The sequence below is a fragment of the Helicobacter mastomyrinus genome (genome assembly GCF_039555295.1).
Taxonomy (GTDB): Bacteria; Campylobacterota; Campylobacteria; order Campylobacterales; family Helicobacteraceae; genus Helicobacter_C; species Helicobacter_C mastomyrinus.
In genome coordinates, this window is the sequence record NZ_CP145316.1 from 870,704 (window position 1) to 888,024 (window position 17,321).

The 17,321-nt window shown below is 37.7% G+C and carries 19 protein-coding genes; 9 read left to right on the forward strand and 10 right to left on the reverse strand.

Features of this window, described 5'->3' with window-relative positions:
• Positions 1 to 99: 99 nt before the first annotated feature.
• A complete protein-coding gene (locus tag V3I05_RS04300) occupies positions 100 to 1,071 on the reverse strand; it encodes an NAD(P)-binding domain-containing protein (protein WP_295697913.1) in 972 nt (323 codons plus the stop codon).
• Positions 1,055 to 1,288 carry a cbb3-type cytochrome oxidase assembly protein CcoS gene (gene ccoS, locus V3I05_RS04305; RefSeq protein ID WP_295697914.1) on the reverse strand — a complete coding sequence of 78 codons (234 nt, stop codon included), beginning with the start codon at positions 1,286 to 1,288 and terminating at the stop codon, positions 1,055 to 1,057. Before ccoS ends, V3I05_RS04300 begins: the two co-directional genes overlap by 17 nt.
• Before the next feature lie 148 nt (positions 1,289 to 1,436).
• Here ccoS and V3I05_RS04310 point away from each other — a divergent pair, with 148 nt between their 5' ends.
• Both V3I05_RS04310 and V3I05_RS04315 read left to right on the forward strand, forming a co-directional pair.
• The gene (locus V3I05_RS04310) at positions 1,437 to 3,107 is read left to right on the forward strand and encodes a methyl-accepting chemotaxis protein (RefSeq protein WP_343354145.1); all 1,671 of its coding nucleotides are present in this window, start codon (positions 1,437 to 1,439) and stop codon (positions 3,105 to 3,107) included.
• Positions 3,108 to 3,134: 27 nt separating this feature from the next.
• A complete protein-coding gene (locus tag V3I05_RS04315) occupies positions 3,135 to 3,731 on the forward strand; it encodes a dethiobiotin synthase (RefSeq protein ID WP_300450214.1) in 597 nt (198 codons plus the stop codon).
• A gap of 132 nt (positions 3,732 to 3,863) precedes the next feature.
• Here the strand turns inward: V3I05_RS04315 and V3I05_RS04320 are convergent, their stop codons facing one another.
• Genes V3I05_RS04320 through V3I05_RS04325 form a run of 3 tightly spaced genes read right to left on the reverse strand, consistent with a single transcriptional unit; the run spans position 3,864 to position 5,658 of the window.
• Positions 3,864 to 4,610, reverse strand: a complete 747-nt coding sequence (locus tag V3I05_RS04320) for a phage Gp37/Gp68 family protein (protein WP_295697922.1) — start codon at positions 4,608 to 4,610, stop codon at positions 3,864 to 3,866.
• A gap of 2 nt (positions 4,611 to 4,612) precedes the next feature.
• On the reverse strand, positions 4,613 to 5,482 hold the full coding sequence (gene tcmP / locus V3I05_RS10640) for a three-Cys-motif partner protein TcmP (RefSeq protein ID WP_425531747.1): 870 nt from the start codon (positions 5,480 to 5,482) through the stop codon (positions 4,613 to 4,615).
• 2 nt (positions 5,483 to 5,484) lie between these two features.
• On the reverse strand, positions 5,485 to 5,658 hold the full coding sequence (locus V3I05_RS04325; RefSeq protein WP_343354148.1) for a hypothetical protein: 174 nt from the start codon (positions 5,656 to 5,658) through the stop codon (positions 5,485 to 5,487).
• Between the two features lie 451 nt (positions 5,659 to 6,109).
• On the opposite strand from V3I05_RS04325, the gene V3I05_RS04330 reads away from it, so the two are divergent.
• Entirely contained in the window at positions 6,110 to 6,685 is a 576-nt protein-coding gene (locus V3I05_RS04330) for a hypothetical protein (RefSeq protein ID WP_343354150.1), read from the forward strand.
• Positions 6,571 to 7,143, forward strand: coding sequence for a glycosyltransferase family 9 protein (locus tag V3I05_RS04335; RefSeq protein WP_343354151.1), 573 nt, complete (start codon positions 6,571 to 6,573; stop codon positions 7,141 to 7,143). The genes V3I05_RS04330 and V3I05_RS04335 overlap by 115 nt, the downstream gene beginning before the upstream one ends.
• 409 nt (positions 7,144 to 7,552) lie before the next feature.
• Here the strand turns inward: V3I05_RS04335 and gdhA are convergent, their stop codons facing one another.
• Together gdhA and recO are read right to left on the reverse strand one after the other, a co-directional pair.
• Positions 7,553 to 8,905 (reverse strand): NADP-specific glutamate dehydrogenase, encoded by a 1,353-nt coding sequence (gene gdhA / locus V3I05_RS04340; RefSeq protein ID WP_295697930.1) that lies wholly within the window; start codon positions 8,903 to 8,905, stop codon positions 7,553 to 7,555.
• A 96-nt stretch (positions 8,906 to 9,001) separates the two neighbouring features.
• Entirely contained in the window at positions 9,002 to 9,622 is a 621-nt protein-coding gene (recO, locus tag V3I05_RS04345) for a recombination protein RecO (RefSeq protein WP_343354153.1), read from the reverse strand.
• A 71-nt stretch (positions 9,623 to 9,693) separates the two neighbouring features.
• On the opposite strand from recO, the gene V3I05_RS04350 reads away from it, so the two are divergent.
• Genes V3I05_RS04350 through V3I05_RS04370 form a run of 5 tightly spaced genes read left to right on the forward strand, consistent with a single transcriptional unit; the run spans position 9,694 to position 13,159 of the window.
• Positions 9,694 to 10,440: an inositol monophosphatase family protein gene (locus tag V3I05_RS04350; protein ID WP_300446599.1), complete on the forward strand. Its 747-nt coding sequence runs from the start codon at positions 9,694 to 9,696 to the stop codon at positions 10,438 to 10,440.
• 2 nt (positions 10,441 to 10,442) lie between these two features.
• A complete protein-coding gene (accD, locus tag V3I05_RS04355; RefSeq protein WP_343354155.1) occupies positions 10,443 to 11,339 on the forward strand; it encodes an acetyl-CoA carboxylase, carboxyltransferase subunit beta in 897 nt (298 codons plus the stop codon).
• Entirely contained in the window at positions 11,311 to 11,769 is a 459-nt protein-coding gene (locus V3I05_RS04360) for a 23S rRNA (pseudouridine(1915)-N(3))-methyltransferase RlmH (protein ID WP_295697940.1), read from the forward strand. The genes accD and V3I05_RS04360 overlap by 29 nt, the downstream gene beginning before the upstream one ends.
• A gap of 8 nt (positions 11,770 to 11,777) precedes the next feature.
• The gene (gene dksA / locus V3I05_RS04365) at positions 11,778 to 12,134 is read left to right on the forward strand and encodes an RNA polymerase-binding protein DksA (RefSeq protein ID WP_295697942.1); all 357 of its coding nucleotides are present in this window, start codon (positions 11,778 to 11,780) and stop codon (positions 12,132 to 12,134) included.
• A complete protein-coding gene (locus tag V3I05_RS04370; RefSeq protein ID WP_300446594.1) occupies positions 12,134 to 13,159 on the forward strand; it encodes a hypothetical protein in 1,026 nt (341 codons plus the stop codon). Before dksA ends, V3I05_RS04370 begins: the two co-directional genes overlap by 1 nt.
• Positions 13,160 to 13,191: 32 nt before the next feature.
• Here V3I05_RS04370 and mutY read toward each other — a convergent pair whose 3' ends face one another.
• The 3 genes from mutY to V3I05_RS04385 form a co-directional block, all read right to left on the reverse strand.
• Positions 13,192 to 14,238: an A/G-specific adenine glycosylase gene (mutY, locus tag V3I05_RS04375; protein ID WP_343354158.1), complete on the reverse strand. Its 1,047-nt coding sequence runs from the start codon at positions 14,236 to 14,238 to the stop codon at positions 13,192 to 13,194.
• Between the two features lie 151 nt (positions 14,239 to 14,389).
• Positions 14,390 to 15,763, reverse strand: coding sequence for an NFACT family protein (locus tag V3I05_RS04380; protein WP_343354160.1), 1,374 nt, complete (start codon positions 15,761 to 15,763; stop codon positions 14,390 to 14,392).
• Between the two features lie 9 nt (positions 15,764 to 15,772).
• Positions 15,773 to 17,317, reverse strand: coding sequence for an AAA family ATPase (locus tag V3I05_RS04385; RefSeq protein ID WP_295697952.1), 1,545 nt, complete (start codon positions 17,315 to 17,317; stop codon positions 15,773 to 15,775).
• Positions 17,318 to 17,321 lie beyond the last annotated feature (4 nt).

Sequence of the window (17,321 nt, forward strand, 5' to 3'; positions counted from 1 at the left end):
TTTGTTTTGTAGTATGAAAGCATTAAACCAAACACATCTATGGGTTATATAAGGAATCAAGTTATAGATATATCGATAGGGATAGCTCCCTAAGTTTTATTATACTCTATGTCTTTTTGCAATCTCTTGGGCAATTTCATATCCGTGCTGCAGACCTGCAGCGATAGAACCGCCTGTTTTTAGGGCAATATCCCCTGCGACAAAAATATTTTTCACATTGCTTTCCCAAAGATTTGAACTTGTAGGCACACCCTTTTCATCTGTTTGTATGCCACATTTTTTGAGAAAATCCACAGGACTTGCCCCGCCAATAGCATAAATCACACGCTCATAGCTCTCTTTGCTCCCATCGCTAAAATTTACGCCCACGATACCACTATCATCCTCAAGGCTTAGAATATCAATGCCTAGTTTTGTTTGAAGCACACCTTTTGTAATGGCTTCTTTAAGCTGCATAGCATTGGTATCATTAATGCGTGCAAATTCTGTGCGACGATAATTAAGCGTTACACTTCCGCTATTTTGGATATTTTGAGCTAAATCATAGGCATATTCTACTGCTGAATTACCACCACCCACGACAAGAATCTTCTCTGTGCCTTGTGCGTCATTGGCATTAAAGTTGATACGTTTTCTCATAGAGGAAGGAAAAGGATAGCTTGGCTTATTGGGCTGCCCCATTTTGCCAATGCTTATGATAACAAATCGTGCTTTATAGCTACGATTATCCGTTGTATTTATAGAAAATCCCTCATTATCGCTAAGTGGTGTGATAGATTCTACATCGCTTTGATAGGCAACCTCAACAGGAGAGAGAATCTCATCAAAAAAACTAAGTGTTGATTCCCTATTGCCATCTTTAAAGTCAATACTGCCTTTAAGCTCCACTACCTGCCCCTTGTAGTCTTTATCCACGCGTTTGCCTTCTTTGTAAAATTTACGAATACTCATATTATGGCTTTCGCCCTTTTCGCATACGATAACACTTAAATTTTTATTTATACACTCTATGGCTGCGCTTATGCCCGCTGGACCACAGCCTATTACGCCTACATCATATATTTTGCTCATTATTTTCTCCTTTTGTATTTGAATGTAATGTATTTTGTTTTTTATCAGCTCTTGCGGCAAGATTCAAATCTTCTACAGAATCAAAAAGCACACCCTGCATCATCTTATTTGCGTCATCAAATTGTCCATTCTTAAGCCCCCATATAAAAGCAAGAAGCCCAAATAAACCAAGTATGAGAGAAACGCCCAACATAACCGCAATTATTCCTGTATTCATCAACAATGCCCCTTTGGCAATAAGATACGAGATTGTAGCATATTTTAATATTAAGTTTGCAGATGGGGATGATATTTGTTAAAAATATATTTTATAAAGCTATAATCATATGAAGCTTTACATGAAAATATTTACAAAAGGAGAAAATATGATAGACATAGAACAACCATCTAAAGCTAGAAGAAAAATAAATGTAGGCTTTATGCTAAGTCTTGGCTTTGGTGTCTTAATTGTATTTTCGTGTATTATGGCATTTATCAGTCTTAATCGTGTAAGTAGCATTAACGCCTCGCTTACAGACATTAATGATAAAAATGCCCTCGCCCAACGTTACGCGATTAATTTCCGTGGAAGCGTCCATGATAGAGCCATAGCCGTGCGTGATGTGGTGCTTATTGATAATGAAGACAAAAAAGGATTGCACGATCTTTTAGAGCAAATCCACACTTTAGAGCAATTCTACAAAGAAGCTGAAGACAATATGAAGAAAAACTTTATTGATACCCATTTGCTTGATGAGACAGAACTTAGCATTTTGAACGCTATTGAAGCTACACAGGCTAAGAGCATTCCTTTAATTGTGCAAATCACACAAGCCAAGCTTGCAGGAGATTCACAAAAAGCCTATACATTACTTAATACTCTCGCCCCTTATTTCACGCAATGGCTCAAAGAAATTAATCAATTTATTGACTATCAAGAAGATGAAAATCAGCGACTTACAATAGAATTAAGAGAAAATGTTAATGAGTTTAGACTTATTCTTTTGGTGCTTTTAGCGTGCAGCATTGTTTTTGGTGTGATTGATGCCATTATTATCATACGTATGCTTCTCAATCTCCTTGGGGGCGAGCCTCACGCTGCTTCGGATATTGTATCGAGAATTGCAAATGGTAACCTCTCTGACCCTGTATATTATAAAAGAGAGAACTCTATGCTCCACTCTATTGCAGCAATGCAACAAAAGCTTAGAGAAATTGTAGAATATATCATACACTCATCAAATCAAATCCACGATGTTGCCTTGCGGGTGTCTAAGACTTCTCATAAGGCTCAAGATGCTGCCATTACACAAATGCAAAGCTCCACACACGTAACCAATAAAATAGGGCAAATGAATCAATCTGTGATTGAAGTGTCAAATATCGCTAAACAAACAGAGGAAAATTCCCTCAAAAGTGTGGAGATCTCTACAAAAGGTGTGGAAATCATCAATGTTACCGCACAAGAAATTGGCAAAATTACCGAGATGATAAGCACTTCAGCAGATAATATACGTGGGCTACAACAGCAATCTATGGAAATTGGTGGCAGTGCGAATCTCATTGCAGAAATTGCTGACCAGACCAATCTTCTAGCGCTTAACGCTGCTATTGAAGCAGCAAGAGCAGGGGAACACGGGCGAGGCTTTGCTGTGGTTGCCGATGAGGTAAGAAAACTTGCTGAACGTACCGCTTCTACAACGGCTGAAATTGCTAATATGATAAAACTTATCCAAGATAGCATAGGCACTTCTGTTGAGGCTATTGAAGCGATTGTACCACAGATTGAAAAAGGACAGCAGCTTATTATGGATTCGGTGCAAACATTAGAAGAAATTCAAGCTCAAGCTCAAGATTCACTAGAAAAAGCCCAAACTGTCGCATCTTCTTCTAGTCAGCAAGAAAGCGCTATGCAAAGCATTTCACACGATATGCAGGGTATTGCTACGCTCTCTCAAGAGACGCACTTATCTTTGGAGCACGCAAACAAAACCATTGATGAGCTGAAAAATATTTCGGATTCTTTAAAAGAGTATATGTCCTATTTCAAAATATAATTTAATTCTTAGAGATTATTAGAATCTATGCAAATTTATGTTTGCGGGGTGCACACAGATGCGGGAAAGACGCATTTTTGCGCGGCTTTTTGCGCGGCTTTTAAATATGATTATTTTAAACTTATTCAAGCAGGCATACCCACAGATAGCACTTTTATAGCTAAGTTTAGCCCTCAAACAAAGATTTTTAAAGAAGGCGTGTTTTTACAAACCCCCGCTTCACCTCACATTGGTAAAAGGCTTGAAAAGCTTGATTATAAAGCCTTTGATATAAAGCTTCCTCAAAGTGAAAATGCGCTGATAGAAACAGCTGGAGGGCTTTTCACGCCTATTGATGAGCGTTTTACAATGCTTGATTATATAAATAAATGTAAAAAGCCTTGCATTTTAGTTGCAAAGTATTATCTAGGTGTGATTAATCATATTTTACTTTCCTTAGAAGCGCTAAAAAAGCGCGAGATTCCCCTGATAGCCCTTGTAATGATGGGAGAAAGAGATGAAAGCATTGATGAATTTATTAAATCTTATGCGGGAGTGAGAATTTTTCATTTACCCTTTTACACCACGGAAGACTTCTTAGAAAAAAGCAAGAACTTAAGAGAGCAAATGCAGAAGATGTTTTAAATCAAATGAGAGTAAAAAACACTAGCTTGTATGCAAACCAAAGTTGGTTTGAGAAACCTTTATGTATTATTTTAACATATAAATAGACCTCATAACACTATTCCCTGTAGCAATGAATATTATTTTTATTGCTCAATTTAAATAATCTTGCTTAATGTTTGGAAAGGCTTGATAGATTTTTCCGTCCAACAAAGCCCCATTGTTCTTTTTATTTCTCTTTATTCCATCTTCTCCATAAGCTCCCCATTGTTTGAAGAAAAAAGGAATTTTAGCCCTATCACATTGTATTTTGATATTTATAAGCCAAGATTTTTGCATTATACGCGCATTATAGCCACTCTCACCGCCTACTATAACCCAATCAATACCATTTAAATCAAGCTCTCCCAAATCATCAAGCAAAGGTTCAATTGAAAGCCATTTTACAGAAGCTTTTAAATCTCTTATTAAGTCAATCCTTGCTTTTACTCTACTGCTTTCTATCGTGGTGCCTAGCCATACATTAGTTGGTATATTATGATGTAAAAAATACTCCCTCATTTTTTGAGGTCGTTTAGTGAGAATTTGATACTGATGATAGGGAGTTTGTGAGATTATTTTCATAATAGAATCTAAAAAATAAATTTTCATTTTTTGATGAAATAAATCACTCATAGAATTAACAAAATAAAGAGTAGGCTTTTTATTTTTTAAAGGCTCGTTTAAGCGGTGTTCTAGCATTTTAAATTGAAAGCCATCTTTGTAGTCTTTATTTCCCATAGCCTGCAATCTTTTAGCCATAATTTCAGCATAGCAGTTTTTACACCCACTGCTTACTCTATCGCATCCAATAGTTGGATTCCACACAGCTTGCGCCCATTCGATTTTGGTGGGTTTCATTATTACTTAAGCCTTACCTTTACTTTAACTTCGTCTCTATCTAGATGAAAACCTCTCTTAGCATTATTGCAATATGCGCATTCTAAATGATTTTTTAGACTATTAAGAATCTTATTGGTATGCCTTGATAAAAAACCATTATCTAAGCTAAAATACTTAATTTCAATATTGCTTCTTTGTTCTTTTAAAAACTCTTTTAATAATTCTGCATATCTTCGTTCTTTTTCACTTGGTTCATTGGGTTCATAAAATAAACTGGTCTCATCTTTTGTAAAATCTCTATCAATATTTTTGTTTCCCTCTCCAAAATTTTCATCTATTTTCCATGCTGTTTTTAAAAATTGCTCTTGCCCTTTTCGATGGGTAGAGATAAAAATTAATCCATTAGTATTTCCATTATCTTTTGTTAATGAAAAAGGAGCAATAAAATGATTTTTAAAAATTGTTTTAAAATATTGAGTGATAATCCTATGAGTTTCATAATTTGATTTATTTTCGAAATCTCGCTTTGAAATAGAATTAACATCAAGATATTTTTTAAATGTTTTTTCTTCTAAAAATCTTTTTATATATGAAGAAGCAATGAAAATAAGAATATCAGTACCTTTTGTTAAAAATTCTTGAGCTTTATGAATATGTTTGATACCATATTGGTCTAAAAATACTAGTTTAAAATATTTTTGAGAATAAAGTGTATATACATCAGTATCTACTGATGTATATTTTATTTTTATATCTTTTCTATCGCTTAAAATTTTATATTCATTGTTGATAATTTCTTTTAAAGTTTTAATTTTTTCTTCATTATTGTCATTAAAATAAAGTTTAATTGTCTTTCCTTTGGGATTTCTTTTAAGAATCGCATCAAGTATTCTTAATGGTGAGCCTTTATATTTGCCTGTGCATCATAAATTTCTAAAGCATTAAATTTTTCATTTTGCCCATAGCTTGAAGTTATATTAAACCAATCATGCACATATTGCTCAAAAACATCAAGTTTTGTAAGAGTGGCACTATCCCATTCTTGTGTATGCATATCTTTTGCCATATTTACTCCTTATTTTAATTCTATCACACTCTCAGCGCCACATATATTACGCACTTTTAATCTTAAGGGTAAATTTATCACAAGTGATTTTGCCATTCCAAAATTCCTTTGTTTTCATTCCATTTTTAATCACAAAGGAGTTTTTAGAAATTTTTATCTCGCTGCTACTTATCCACGCACCACTTGATTTTTAGATCTCAAGGCTTTGCCTGCACTAATTTTACCATAAAATCCATATATTACTGCTTTTTTAACAATTATAAGGAATTTACTCTAGTGATATCAATATTTTCACAACATAAAAATTTACGTATTCTAAATATTTCAAAATATTTTTACTCATTAACAAAACAAAAAACTCACCACATCACCCCCCCCCCCCCCTCATTGCCTCATTATGATACATAGGCTATAATGCCTCCCTCAAAGTGATACAAACAAGGAGAATTATATGAATATCGGTTTCTATCGAGCATCTCTTATTGGGGATAATATGGTCGCTCTGTATGGAATCTACGCTATGAAATGCCTCCACCCTGATGCTACGCTCATCGTCTATACAAATGCCTATGGTATTAATCTATATAGCCAATTTCACTTTATTGATGTCCTTATCGATGTGGGAGAGATGAGCGAAAAAACGCTTATAGAGGACATTAATAGCCGCAATTTTGCGCTCTTTATCCTCACACAGTCAAATCGTGCAGCTTGCCATATCTTTAAGCAAACAAATATCAAACGAATCATCACATTTATGACGCGCTGGAGTTTTGCAAAGCAGCGATTTGATACCGTATATATTCCACGATTTTCCATCGCCTATGTGCCATATGTTTTGAGACTCCCCCAATACAAACGCATTTTAAAGCTTGTATATCGTTCTATTAACCCCCCCCCCCCCGTTGTAACTTATTGCATAAACCACCAAAGATTGATTTCTCACCCATTAGATTACAAAGCAGCCCAAGCCATAAGGCGAGAATCGCAGACTTCCTGCATAAGCACAACCTGCAAAATCGCCCCATAGTCGCCATCAATCCTTTTGTCTATACCACGAGCCATAATTTAACGCTTGAGTGTTGGCGTGAGCTTATCACACATCTTGCACGCACCTATCCTTATATAGGATTTGTTATCCCTACATATAAAGATAATGCTAAGATTTGCTTTGATGATATGGAAAATGTCGCTATATTCAATAACGATTCTGATTTGCTTAACATCGTAGCATTGCTTGAATCTACCTCCCTGTTCATTAGCCCAAGCACAGGGCTTAGCCATATTGCAGATAATCTAGGCGCACCAATGATTTGGCTCTGCAGCAGGAGGGATAGCTTTGTGTGGGTTGGGGAAACGATGAATCCGAAGCTATTTGTCATACTCAAGCAGCGAACTTCCAAAATGAGTGAGCAAGCCCAAAAAAAGTATATAGAGCTTGCAAAACAAAAGTTTCAAGTTGTCATAAAAGATTTGAATGCAAGATAAATAAAGATTCTAGCCTCAATCTTTAAAACTCACTCAATAAGCAAGCTCAAGATTTAATACTTTAAGTATATTCATATTGATACGCCTTAAATCTGCAAGACTACAAACATAAAAATCAAAATATAGTATCTTATATTTTTGCAAGGATTGTGCAAAATATCAAAGGCATACATCATATACATCCATAAAAATGGGAGCGCAAAAAGACATATGATTTTATGATAATTGTTTGTCTGCAGTGCTAAAACCTCAATGCTCAAAATTTAATTTACGATATTACATATCACAAATAAAAATCAAAAATGCCTCGATTCAAAAGAAAATATGCCCAACCTAAAAGGAACTGATAGTATGAGAAGTGTGTAAGGAATCAAATAAGATTCCTTACATTAAAAGAGAAGCTGAGAGATTAGATAACGCCTTGGTCTATCATCGCTCCTGCCACTTTTCTAAATCCGGCGATATTTGCTCCTAGCACGAGGTTTGTAGGCTCACCAAATTCTTTAGCAGTCTCACTTGCATTAGCATAAATGCTTTCCATAATACCGTGCAAACGTTTATCCACCACTTCAAAAGTCCAAGGATTCATACTTGCATTTTGTGCCATTTCTAGTCCGCTTACAGCTACACCACCAGCATTTGCAGCCTTGCCCGGTCCGTAGCAGATTTTTGCATTAAGGAACTGATGGACAGCTTCTATGGTTGAGGGCATATTCGCTCCCTCGCTCACGCATTTGCAGCCATTGGCTAGAAGTGTTTTTGCGTCATTAGCGTTAAGCTCATTTTGTGTCGCTGATGGGAACGCAGCAAAACAAGGTATCGCCCATACTGCATTTGTCCCTGCAGGATAATCACTCACCTTAGTATATTTCGCACTTGGGCGCTCTTTAGCATATTCTGTCAATGAGGCACGGCGCACTTCTTTGATCTCTTTAAGCAATGCTAAATCAATACCATCTTTATCATAAATCATACCTTGAGAATCACTCACAGTAACAGGAATTGCACCGAGTTGTTGAAGTTTTTCAACGGTATAAATTGCCACATTACCAGCACCCGAAACGGTACAGATTTTACCCTCTAAGCTTTCACCTCGTGCTTTGAGCATTTCTTGAGCGAAATACACACAGCCATAGCCCGTAGCTTCCGTTCTTACCAAGCTTCCGCCCCAGGAGAGAGCCTTGCCTGTAAGCACACCATCAAAACGATTAGTAAGTTTGCGGTATTGTCCATAGAGATAGCCGATTTCTCGCCCACCTACACCAATATCACCCGCTGGCACATCGGTAGTGGCACCAATATGGCGGAAAAGCTCATTCATAAACGCTTGACAAAAACGCATAATTTCACCTTCACTTTTCCCCTTAGGGTCAAAGTCGCTTCCACCTTTACCACCGCCCATAGCAAGTGTGGTAAGAGAGTTTTTCAAAATTTGTTCAAATCCTAGAAATTTAATCACACCTTCATTTACACTTGGGTGAAATCGCAATCCACCTTTATAGGGTCCAATAGCAGCATTAAATTCTATACGATAGGCTCGATTGGTTTGAATCTTACCTTTATCATCAACCCAGCTTACGCGGAAGTGGATTTCTCTATCTGGAATCGTGAGACGCTCTAAAATCGCATAAGATTCATATTTCTTATCTTTTTGAAGTGCTGGTTTCAGCGATTCAAACACTTCCTCCACAGCTTGATGAAAAAGCGTCTGTGAAGGATATTGTTCTTTAAGTTTGTTGAGGACATTGACTGCATACGACATAGTGTCTCCTTCAAATTGAGATATGCGTTAAACGCAAACGCATTATAAAGTAACTAACCTTAAATATTCTTAATTAAGTTTAATTAAAGGTAATTTTTACAAACCAAGTCCCAAAATTTCCCATAATCCATTCACTTCTTCATCTTCAAGCAAAATCGTGCTTTGCGTATGGAGAAAGGATAAAATCCGCTCTATATCAAAGCTACTCCCGCCAATGCAGCCCTGATGTGCAAAAATAAAGCCCTGTGCTAAACTCACAGATGTGGCAAGTGCCCCCTCACACATAAAGCATAAAGAATCCTTGCTTTGATGTGCCCTCCCCTCAAAGTGCAGTATCTTAGCATACATTTCAAGCACCACGCGCTTGGGATTCTGTGAATGTAGCTTATGTGCGCCCTCATCTAAAAGCGTATAATAAAATGTATCAATCTCATATATATCAAACAGATGCCTATGAAGCAATTTGATAAAATGCTGCCATATATAATAACGTGTGCTATCAAATTCCCATTTATGCCCTAAATGCAAAATATGCTTAAGCTTAGGGAGGAAAACAAGGTTGAGCTCTTCTTCAAAATCAATCTTGCGCCCGATATTAATGATGCTATGCCGCGCCCCATAGAATCGATATAATGTCTTAATATACATAGGTGTGAGAATCTTCACAATCATATCTTCTGTGCGCGTTTTTTGCATATACAAAATATACCCTTGCACGACTATCCTTACTTTAAGCATTTCTAACGCATAATTCTAGCTGAATTTTATATGCTTTAAGGGGTTCACTCTTGCGGACATTTTTATATCAAGCTACTCTTGCCACACAAAAGATTATTGATACCTTGCAGCATAAAGACAAATCACTCTATACCCTGCATCAAATCGGTGCAGGAGGCGATAGAAGCATAGGGGCGGACTTAGTGAGCGAGAGCATTTATAAGGAGTATTTGCTGCCTTTGGCAAGTATCAATTCCGAAGAGAGCGGCTTTATACAGGGGGCGAGAAGTGATTATATTATGCTAGACCCGCTCGATGGGAGCGATAACTTCCTCTCTCATATCCCTTATTATGGCGCTTCTTTGGCACTTTGTGATACAAATGGCAGAGTAAAGGAGGCTGTAATTTTTAACTTCTGCACTAAAGAGGGCAGAGCGCGAGTGGAGGATAAAGTCATACGATTTGCTATTGAATCCTATCTGCAAGAGGGCGAGGCGGCTTTTATCGCATTAGAATCTTTGCCACTCACAAAATGCGGAATTTTTGAAAAAGCGTATTCTAATCCGCATATCACTGCACTTTTATATCAAAATCGCTTAAAGTTCCGCTCTTTAGGGGCGAGTGCGCTATCTATCGCGCAATCTTATGAAGTGAATTTTATGCTTTTTATGGGTAATATCCGCGATTTTGATAGCAAGGCAGGATTGTTTTTATGCGAAAAGCTGCATCATATTCGCACAAATAATTTTACACTTATAAGCAAAGATAAGCATATTTTTGATATGATTTCACATATCGTTTTAGAATCTAAAGGATAGAAATGGGATTGGGTAGTTTGTTTAAACCAAAGAAAGAAGAAAACAAAGATAAAGAGCAAAACCAAGACGCACAGAAGATTGACGCACCTCCTAATCATTGGCTTAAATGCCCTAGTTGTAATGCTATGATGTACTATAAAGAGGTATTTTCACAAAGCCATATCTGCCCTAAATGCAATTATCATTTTAGAATCTCTGCTACTGAGCGTATAGAAATGCTTTGCGATACAGATACATTTATTGAAATCGATAAGGATTTGCGTCCTATTGACCCGCTTAAATTTGTCGATAAAAAAAGCTACAAACAACGTATCCGCGAGAGTGAGGAGAAAACCGGCAGGGCAAGTTCGGTAATCGCAGGGGAGGGGCTTATAAATGGCATAGAAATGCAAATCGTGCTTTTTGACTTTGCCTTCATGGGTGGCTCTCTAGGCTCGGTAGAGGGAGAGAAAATCGTCCGTGCTACCAATCGAGCAGTGGCAAAAAAGCAAACATTAGTCATTCTCTCCACAAGTGGAGGCGCACGTATGCAAGAATCCACCTTTTCACTTATGCAAATGGCTAAGACCTCTTGTGCGTTAAATAAACTCTCTGATGCGGGATTGCCCTTTATTTCTGTGTTGCTTGACCCTACTTTTGGAGGCGTGAGCGCGTCTTTTGCATTTTTAGGAGATATTATCATCGCTGAGCCGGGCGCGATTATTGGTTTTGCAGGACCACGTGTGATAAAGCAAACTATTGGTGCGGACTTACCAGAGGGATTCCAAACGGCTGAATTTCTCCTAGAACACGGGCTTATTGATATGGTAGTGCATCGTAAAGATTTAAAAAAGACATTGAGCGATATTAGCAAAATGCTTAATCCAAACTATGCAAATCAACATTTATTCTATAACTAAAAAAGACGCCGCTTATCGAGCATTGCAAGAGGAGCTATGTATGCGATGTAAGCCATTTGGTGCAAATATCAAGCATTTTGAGCTATTCCCCCAATCTGTGAAAAATGCCCAAAAAATCTCTTTAAATAAAGCACAGCAGAGCTATACGCATATTTTTACCCCTTATCTTAATACGAATGGGCTTAATATCGCCCTTGACCCAGGGGGAAAAAGCTATGATTCTCATAGTTTTGCGCATTTGATAGAATCTCACCAACTCATACAATTTTTTATCGGTGGGGCTTATGGGCTTGAAAAATCTTTTGTGAATCTCACTCACGCGGTGAGCCTAAGCGCGATGACATTAAGCCATAAAATCGCCAAGCTTGTGCTATGTGAGCAAATCTATCGGGCATTAAGCATTTTATCATCTCACCCTTATCATAAATAGGAGGATTTATGATTGATTATACTTTTTTTGAGACACTTCTTAAGCAACGCTTACATAAGCTTTGTGAGAGCATCGAGCATAAAAACACGCATATTACACATATTCAAAACACTCATCATAAAGATGAGGGCGATATTGTCGGGGCTGGATTACAAGGGAATCTAGAAATGGGTATGATTAATTTATATCAAAATGAAATCCGCGATATTCGCAAATCTCTGCAAAAAATCAAAGATGGTATATTTGGGATATGTGAAATGTGCGATGATGAAATCGATGTAGAGCGCCTCAAAGTCAAGCCTCACGCAAAATACTGCATTAATTGTCGTGAGCTATTTGAAAAAACGCAAAAAAAGGAGCGATAGTGAAACTGAAATATTATGTGATATTTTCTTTTGTGTTTATGCTCGTTGTTGGGCTATATGTGTATAGTTTAGAATCTTATAACTATACGTATGAGATTCCATTCACGCAAATGCAGATTACACTGCCTTTGGCTGTGTGGATTGTGGGGATTGTGGCTTTATTTTTTGTAGCGACTTTAATATTTTTTGCTTCTGCGTGGGCGCAGGATTTGCTAGAGAATTATCATCGCAAAAATGACTATGATAAATTACTCTCACAAATCAATGAGCAATCCCTCAACCAAGATATCAAGCCTCGTGTGTATAAACGCAAAGCTTTTTCTAATCTATCTAAAATTTTGCAGCGATTTTATTTGAAGCCCAGATTAGATTCCACAGAGAGTTTCAATCGTAAGATTGATACGCTTTTTGAAAATTATAAAGATGTGATGAGCGGTAAGGTAGTGGATTTGAAAACCTATCATCTAAGTCGCGATAATAAATTTAATGTCCAAAATCTTAAAAATAAAATCCATCAACACTACAAATATGGCTTTGAAATCTTAGAACAAGATTATCCCGATGAGTTGAAAAACTACGCAGTGCTTGAGATTCTTAAAAACGCTCAGCCCAAAGAGCAAGAAAAGCTCCTCTCTCGAATCTCCCATATCACGCTTAATAAAACGCTCGCGCAGGAGATGTTCAAAACCTATCTTAAAAACCCCCAAAGCATAGATGCTAAAGATATGCGCGAAGCCTTAAGAAAAGTCCAAACAAGCACAATGGAATATATCCAATATGCCATTATGAGTAGAGGGATACTTACACCTGATGAGTGGATTAAATTTTTTGAATCTTGTGCAGATAATGATGAAAGTGCAGAAATGGCATTTTTTTATGTGCTATTTGAACTAGAAATGATAGATAAGGCAAAAGAGCGCCATCGCAGTCACGCTAAGGACGAATATAAGCTCATTGATGCGTATTTAGATTTAAAATCACTTGGCAAGCACTATCCTTTTGATATTTTTCTTTTGCAGTCCTAAGCTAATTTTAGTCTCATAGGGCGAGTTGGTGTTTAGTATTCTAGCCCTGCGATTTTAAGGGCTTTTTTGCATAATGATGAAAGTGGTTTAGAGTTAAGCTCATTGATAGGAATCAACGTGATTTCATCAAAGATATTTAAGGTTTGAAAGCATTTAAAATCTATATGATAAATATATGCCCTGATATGATATTTAGTATAGTGATGTCTGCATTCTCCACACTTATGTGTTTGCGTGAGGCTATCACTAGTAAGCAAGGGAAGATTATAAAGCCCGTGATATAGCCCTTTGGAGGATCGCACTAAAGCAATATGATGATTATGCACACAAATACCAAGATGTAGTTCTAAAGGTATAAGGGTGGATTGCTTAGGCAGGGGATAGAGATGAGGGGCATTATATCCATCACATAAAGATTGCAAGGGACATATGAGACAAGAGGGGGATTTAGGAGTACATAGGGTAGCACCAATATCAAGCAAGGCTTGATTGTAATCAAAACTAGAATCTATATCTAAAAGGATTTGAGCAAGCTTTTCTAAAAGCACCATTTTTGGATTACTTAGAGCAAAAATACGGCAGAGTAGGCGTCTAATATTCCCATCTACAAAAGATACATTTTGTTTAAAACCAAAGCATAAAATCGCCCCCGCACTATATGCACCAATGCCCGGCAGTGCAATCAACTCATTATATGTGTGTGGTAAAGTATGGGAGAATTTTTGAGCGCATATATGTGCGGTTTTTAACATATTTCTTGCACGTGTGTAATAGCCTAATCCCTCCCAAGCTTTAAGCACTTGCTCCTCTGTAGCATAAGAGAGGGCAAGGAGCGTGGGAAAAGATTCCATAAAAGGCTGATAGTAACACTCTAGCACACGTTTTACTTGTGTTTGCTGCAACATCATTTCACTCACATACACGCCATAGGGCGCATTTTCTCCTTGTAGATTACGCCAAGGCAAAGTGAATCTTCCATTGTCCTTATACCAAGCAAGTATATTTTTGCGCCATAACGGGGCTATATGCCGTGCTTTTTCTTGTAATGGGCTAAAGCTTATATTTTTAGAATCTTCCATAAATGAGAGTGTAGCTAAAAATACAAAATGAGTAGAAGATTTAAAGCCTACAAAAGCAGGGCTAAGAGAGTTATTGCAATCTATGCAAAAAGTGCTTAAAAAAAAGGGGGGGGGATTCTAATTTATGTATAAGGGGGTTGAGACATTCTCATTATATTTGTATTATGCTCTTGCTATCTGCGCGGTAATGTATGCTTTTATGCTTGGCATATACCGCCTGTGCGTTCAATGATGGCTTGACAAATCGCCTCCTTGTCCAATCCACTACAAAATCCCCACCCCCCTTACGCACGACATAAAGCCCCACTAAGATTTCAGCTACCCTTTGTAGTAGGGTATTTGGGGGCATTTTTTTACCACAATGAATAATCAAATGCGCACTTGGCACATCACGGATATGAAACCACAAATCATCGGCTTTTGCCACTTCTAAAAGCCTTTGATTGTCCTTTGCATTGCGCCCAATGCTCACCTTATACCCCTGTATAAAAAAGCTCTCTATATCCTTTGTACCTATATTTTTTGCCCTCTTGTGTGCTGGAGCAAAGACCTCTCCGCTCTCATCAAACTGCAAGGTAAAGCCTATTTGCTGCGTGATAAAGGCAATTCTCTCCTGCAAATTGGCTATTTGCTTCTCTAAAAATTTTGCCTTTTTATGATATTTTTTGCTCTGCGTAAAATACCAATTCCCCGCTTCTTGCAAATCCCTTGCGTGTGAAGGCAAGGGGAGATTCACATCATTTGCGTTACTATCTTTTAGCACAATATGCGTTGTGATGATCTTATGTGTGGGCAGCAAATGCAATGAACTAAAAATCAGCTCTCCATACATAGCATACTCCTTAGCAGATTCTAAAAGCTCCTCGCGTTTGGGTAATGTAGCTAATGTATCTATGAGGGATTGCTTCTTGCTTTCAAGTTTTCTAAGTACATTTTGCCTCTTGTCTGCTTTGAGCTTTTCATATTTATCCGCATAAATTTGCTCTAATATCGCACATACATTTTCTGGCGAGCTTTCAGGCTGTGTGGGGATACATTCAGGCTGTGGCAAAGGGGATAGAATCTTCCCTACCCGCACCTCTCGCGAGGATTTATGCTGTGGTATATGGCGCAATGCTTCAAGCACAATAAAATCCTTATCACAAAGCACCACATTGGTATATTTGCCGGTAAATTCGCACACAAGCCAAAAATACCGCACCTTATAGTGCTCCCTCTGGGTGAGATAGCATTGCAAGATTCTATTATTCCCATCGATACGTATCTGCTCTATATGTGCCCCTTTCGTGCAAGTAGCGAGTTTATTATCAAAAGGCGCACAAAAGACTTTTGTCCCTATAATCTCTCTTTGAGCAATAAATATATTGCTTTGTGAGCGCGTCATATCCATATAGAATCTATGCGTCTCCCCCTGTCTATCCGCACATATCAACACCAAGAGATTATTATCTATGCGTCTAAAGCACATAACTCGCTCCATATTTTGCATATAGGCGCAAAACCCTTTCAGCAAAGCAAGATTCACTACTTTATCCTATTTACTAAGATGTGTCCTAGCAAATTCAAGGGCTTGTGGCGTGATATTTGAGCCGCTAATAATCCGTGCTACCTCCTGCACCCTGCCTTCAAAATCAAGCTTTGTAATAACGCTACTTTGCCCACGTTTTTCCACCAGATAGTGATTATCAGCTAGGGAGGGCATATGCGTTTGATGAGAGATGGCAAAGATTTGATAATCACGTGAGAGTGTTTTTAGAATCTGCGCTACCCCCTCGCTCTCCTCCCCACTCAAATTCGCATCAATCTCATCAAGCACTAAAATCCCTTTACGTGGCTGTAATTCCATATCAATACACATCATCACCAAACGCAAACGATTATACTCACCTGATGAAATCACATTCACATCGCTATCCCCTAGCCTTAATTCACATTCGCTTATGCCCTTTTGATATAAAGGCACTTCTTTAAGCAACAAATGGCTTTGCTTTAATCGCAGCTGTGTGCAAAGATGTTCAATCCGTGCGTTTAAATCCTTTGCGCATTTTTGGCGATTGTGATGGAGGGTTTGAGCATTTGCTTCACAAGTAGCCTCAAGGGCTTGAATCTGCTTTTGTAGGGCTTGTTTATCAAAGCTTAAATGCTCATATTGGGCTAACTTTTGCTTCTGCCCTTGCAAATAGTTAAGCGCGTTTGTAATACTCCCAAATTTGCGGATAAGCTCGGCAAGTCCTGCGATTTTATCAAGCAGCTCCTCTACATTCATCAGCTCAAGATTCTCCATTCGCTCTGCTTCTTGCTCCACAATCGCCTCAAACTCGCTCAAACCATCAATGAGATTAGGACAGCTCTTATCCACAAGATTCAAAAAACCCTCAAAACTTTGGCTTAATTCTAGCACCTCCCGTACTTTTAAGAGTTGCTCTTTAATCTTTTCTTGCTTGCTTAGCATTTTTTTAAGGTTTAAAAGCTCCTCATACTCACCCTCTTTAGGATTAATCTTTTCAATTTTAGCGATTTCAAATGCCGCAAATTCTTTTAAAGACGTGATATTTGCTTCATTGGATTCTATCTCTTTAAGCTGCTCTTTTAAGGTGCATAATTGTTTAAAATCGCTCTCATAAGTGGTCAGTGTGCTTTTATGAACGCTATGCTTTTTTGCGATAAAGTTATCTAAGATTCTTAAAATATTGCTATTTTTTAGCTCATCTGCCCCTTTGGTGCTAATATGTTTGGCAAAGCCATGGACAATATCGTGGAGCTTTTTTTTGGAGCTTGAAGCGTGGTTTAGAAAATAGCGCGTTTTATCCTTTTTTAAAATGCTTAAGACGATTTCATCTTCGTCCTCCTCGTGCGGGATACCATAACCCTCCCAATCAAAATTCATAGTTTCAACATTAATATTTGCTTCAATCAAATCCGCATTGCTCTCCTTAATCCCAAAAATCGCCAATAAGGATTCCATAAATACGGATTTCCCGCTCCCACTCGCGCCGCTAAAGACATTAAATCCCTCCTGCATATACAGCTCTACATCTTTAAAGGCAGGGGAATTATGGATTAAGATACGCTTAATCATTGAC

Bases quoted from the DNA above. Each gene is read 5' to 3' on its own strand.
- V3I05_RS04300 (WP_295697913.1), bottom strand. From the start codon at position 1,071: ATGAGCAAAATATATGATGTAGGCGTAATAGGCTGTGGTCCAGCGGGC.
- ccoS (WP_295697914.1), bottom strand. From the start codon at position 1,288: ATGAATACAGGAATAATTGCGGTTATGTTGGGCGTTTCTCTCATACTT.
- V3I05_RS04310 (WP_343354145.1), top strand. From the start codon at position 1,437: ATGATAGACATAGAACAACCATCTAAAGCTAGAAGAAAAATAAATGTA.
- V3I05_RS04315 (WP_300450214.1), top strand. From the start codon at position 3,135: ATGCAAATTTATGTTTGCGGGGTGCACACAGATGCGGGAAAGACGCAT.
- V3I05_RS04320 (WP_295697922.1), bottom strand. From the start codon at position 4,610: ATGAAACCCACCAAAATCGAATGGGCGCAAGCTGTGTGGAATCCAACT.
- V3I05_RS04325 (WP_343354148.1), bottom strand. From the start codon at position 5,658: ATGGCAAAAGATATGCATACACAAGAATGGGATAGTGCCACTCTTACA.
- V3I05_RS04330 (WP_343354150.1), top strand. From the start codon at position 6,110: ATGAATATCGGTTTCTATCGAGCATCTCTTATTGGGGATAATATGGTC.
- gdhA (WP_295697930.1), bottom strand. From the start codon at position 8,905: ATGTCGTATGCAGTCAATGTCCTCAACAAACTTAAAGAACAATATCCT.
- accD (WP_343354155.1), top strand. From the start codon at position 10,443: ATGGGATTGGGTAGTTTGTTTAAACCAAAGAAAGAAGAAAACAAAGAT.
- V3I05_RS04360 (WP_295697940.1), top strand. From the start codon at position 11,311: ATGCAAATCAACATTTATTCTATAACTAAAAAAGACGCCGCTTATCGA.
- dksA (WP_295697942.1), top strand. From the start codon at position 11,778: ATGATTGATTATACTTTTTTTGAGACACTTCTTAAGCAACGCTTACAT.
- mutY (WP_343354158.1), bottom strand. From the start codon at position 14,238: ATGGAAGATTCTAAAAATATAAGCTTTAGCCCATTACAAGAAAAAGCA.
- V3I05_RS04385 (WP_295697952.1), bottom strand. From the start codon at position 17,317: ATGATTAAGCGTATCTTAATCCATAATTCCCCTGCCTTTAAAGATGTA.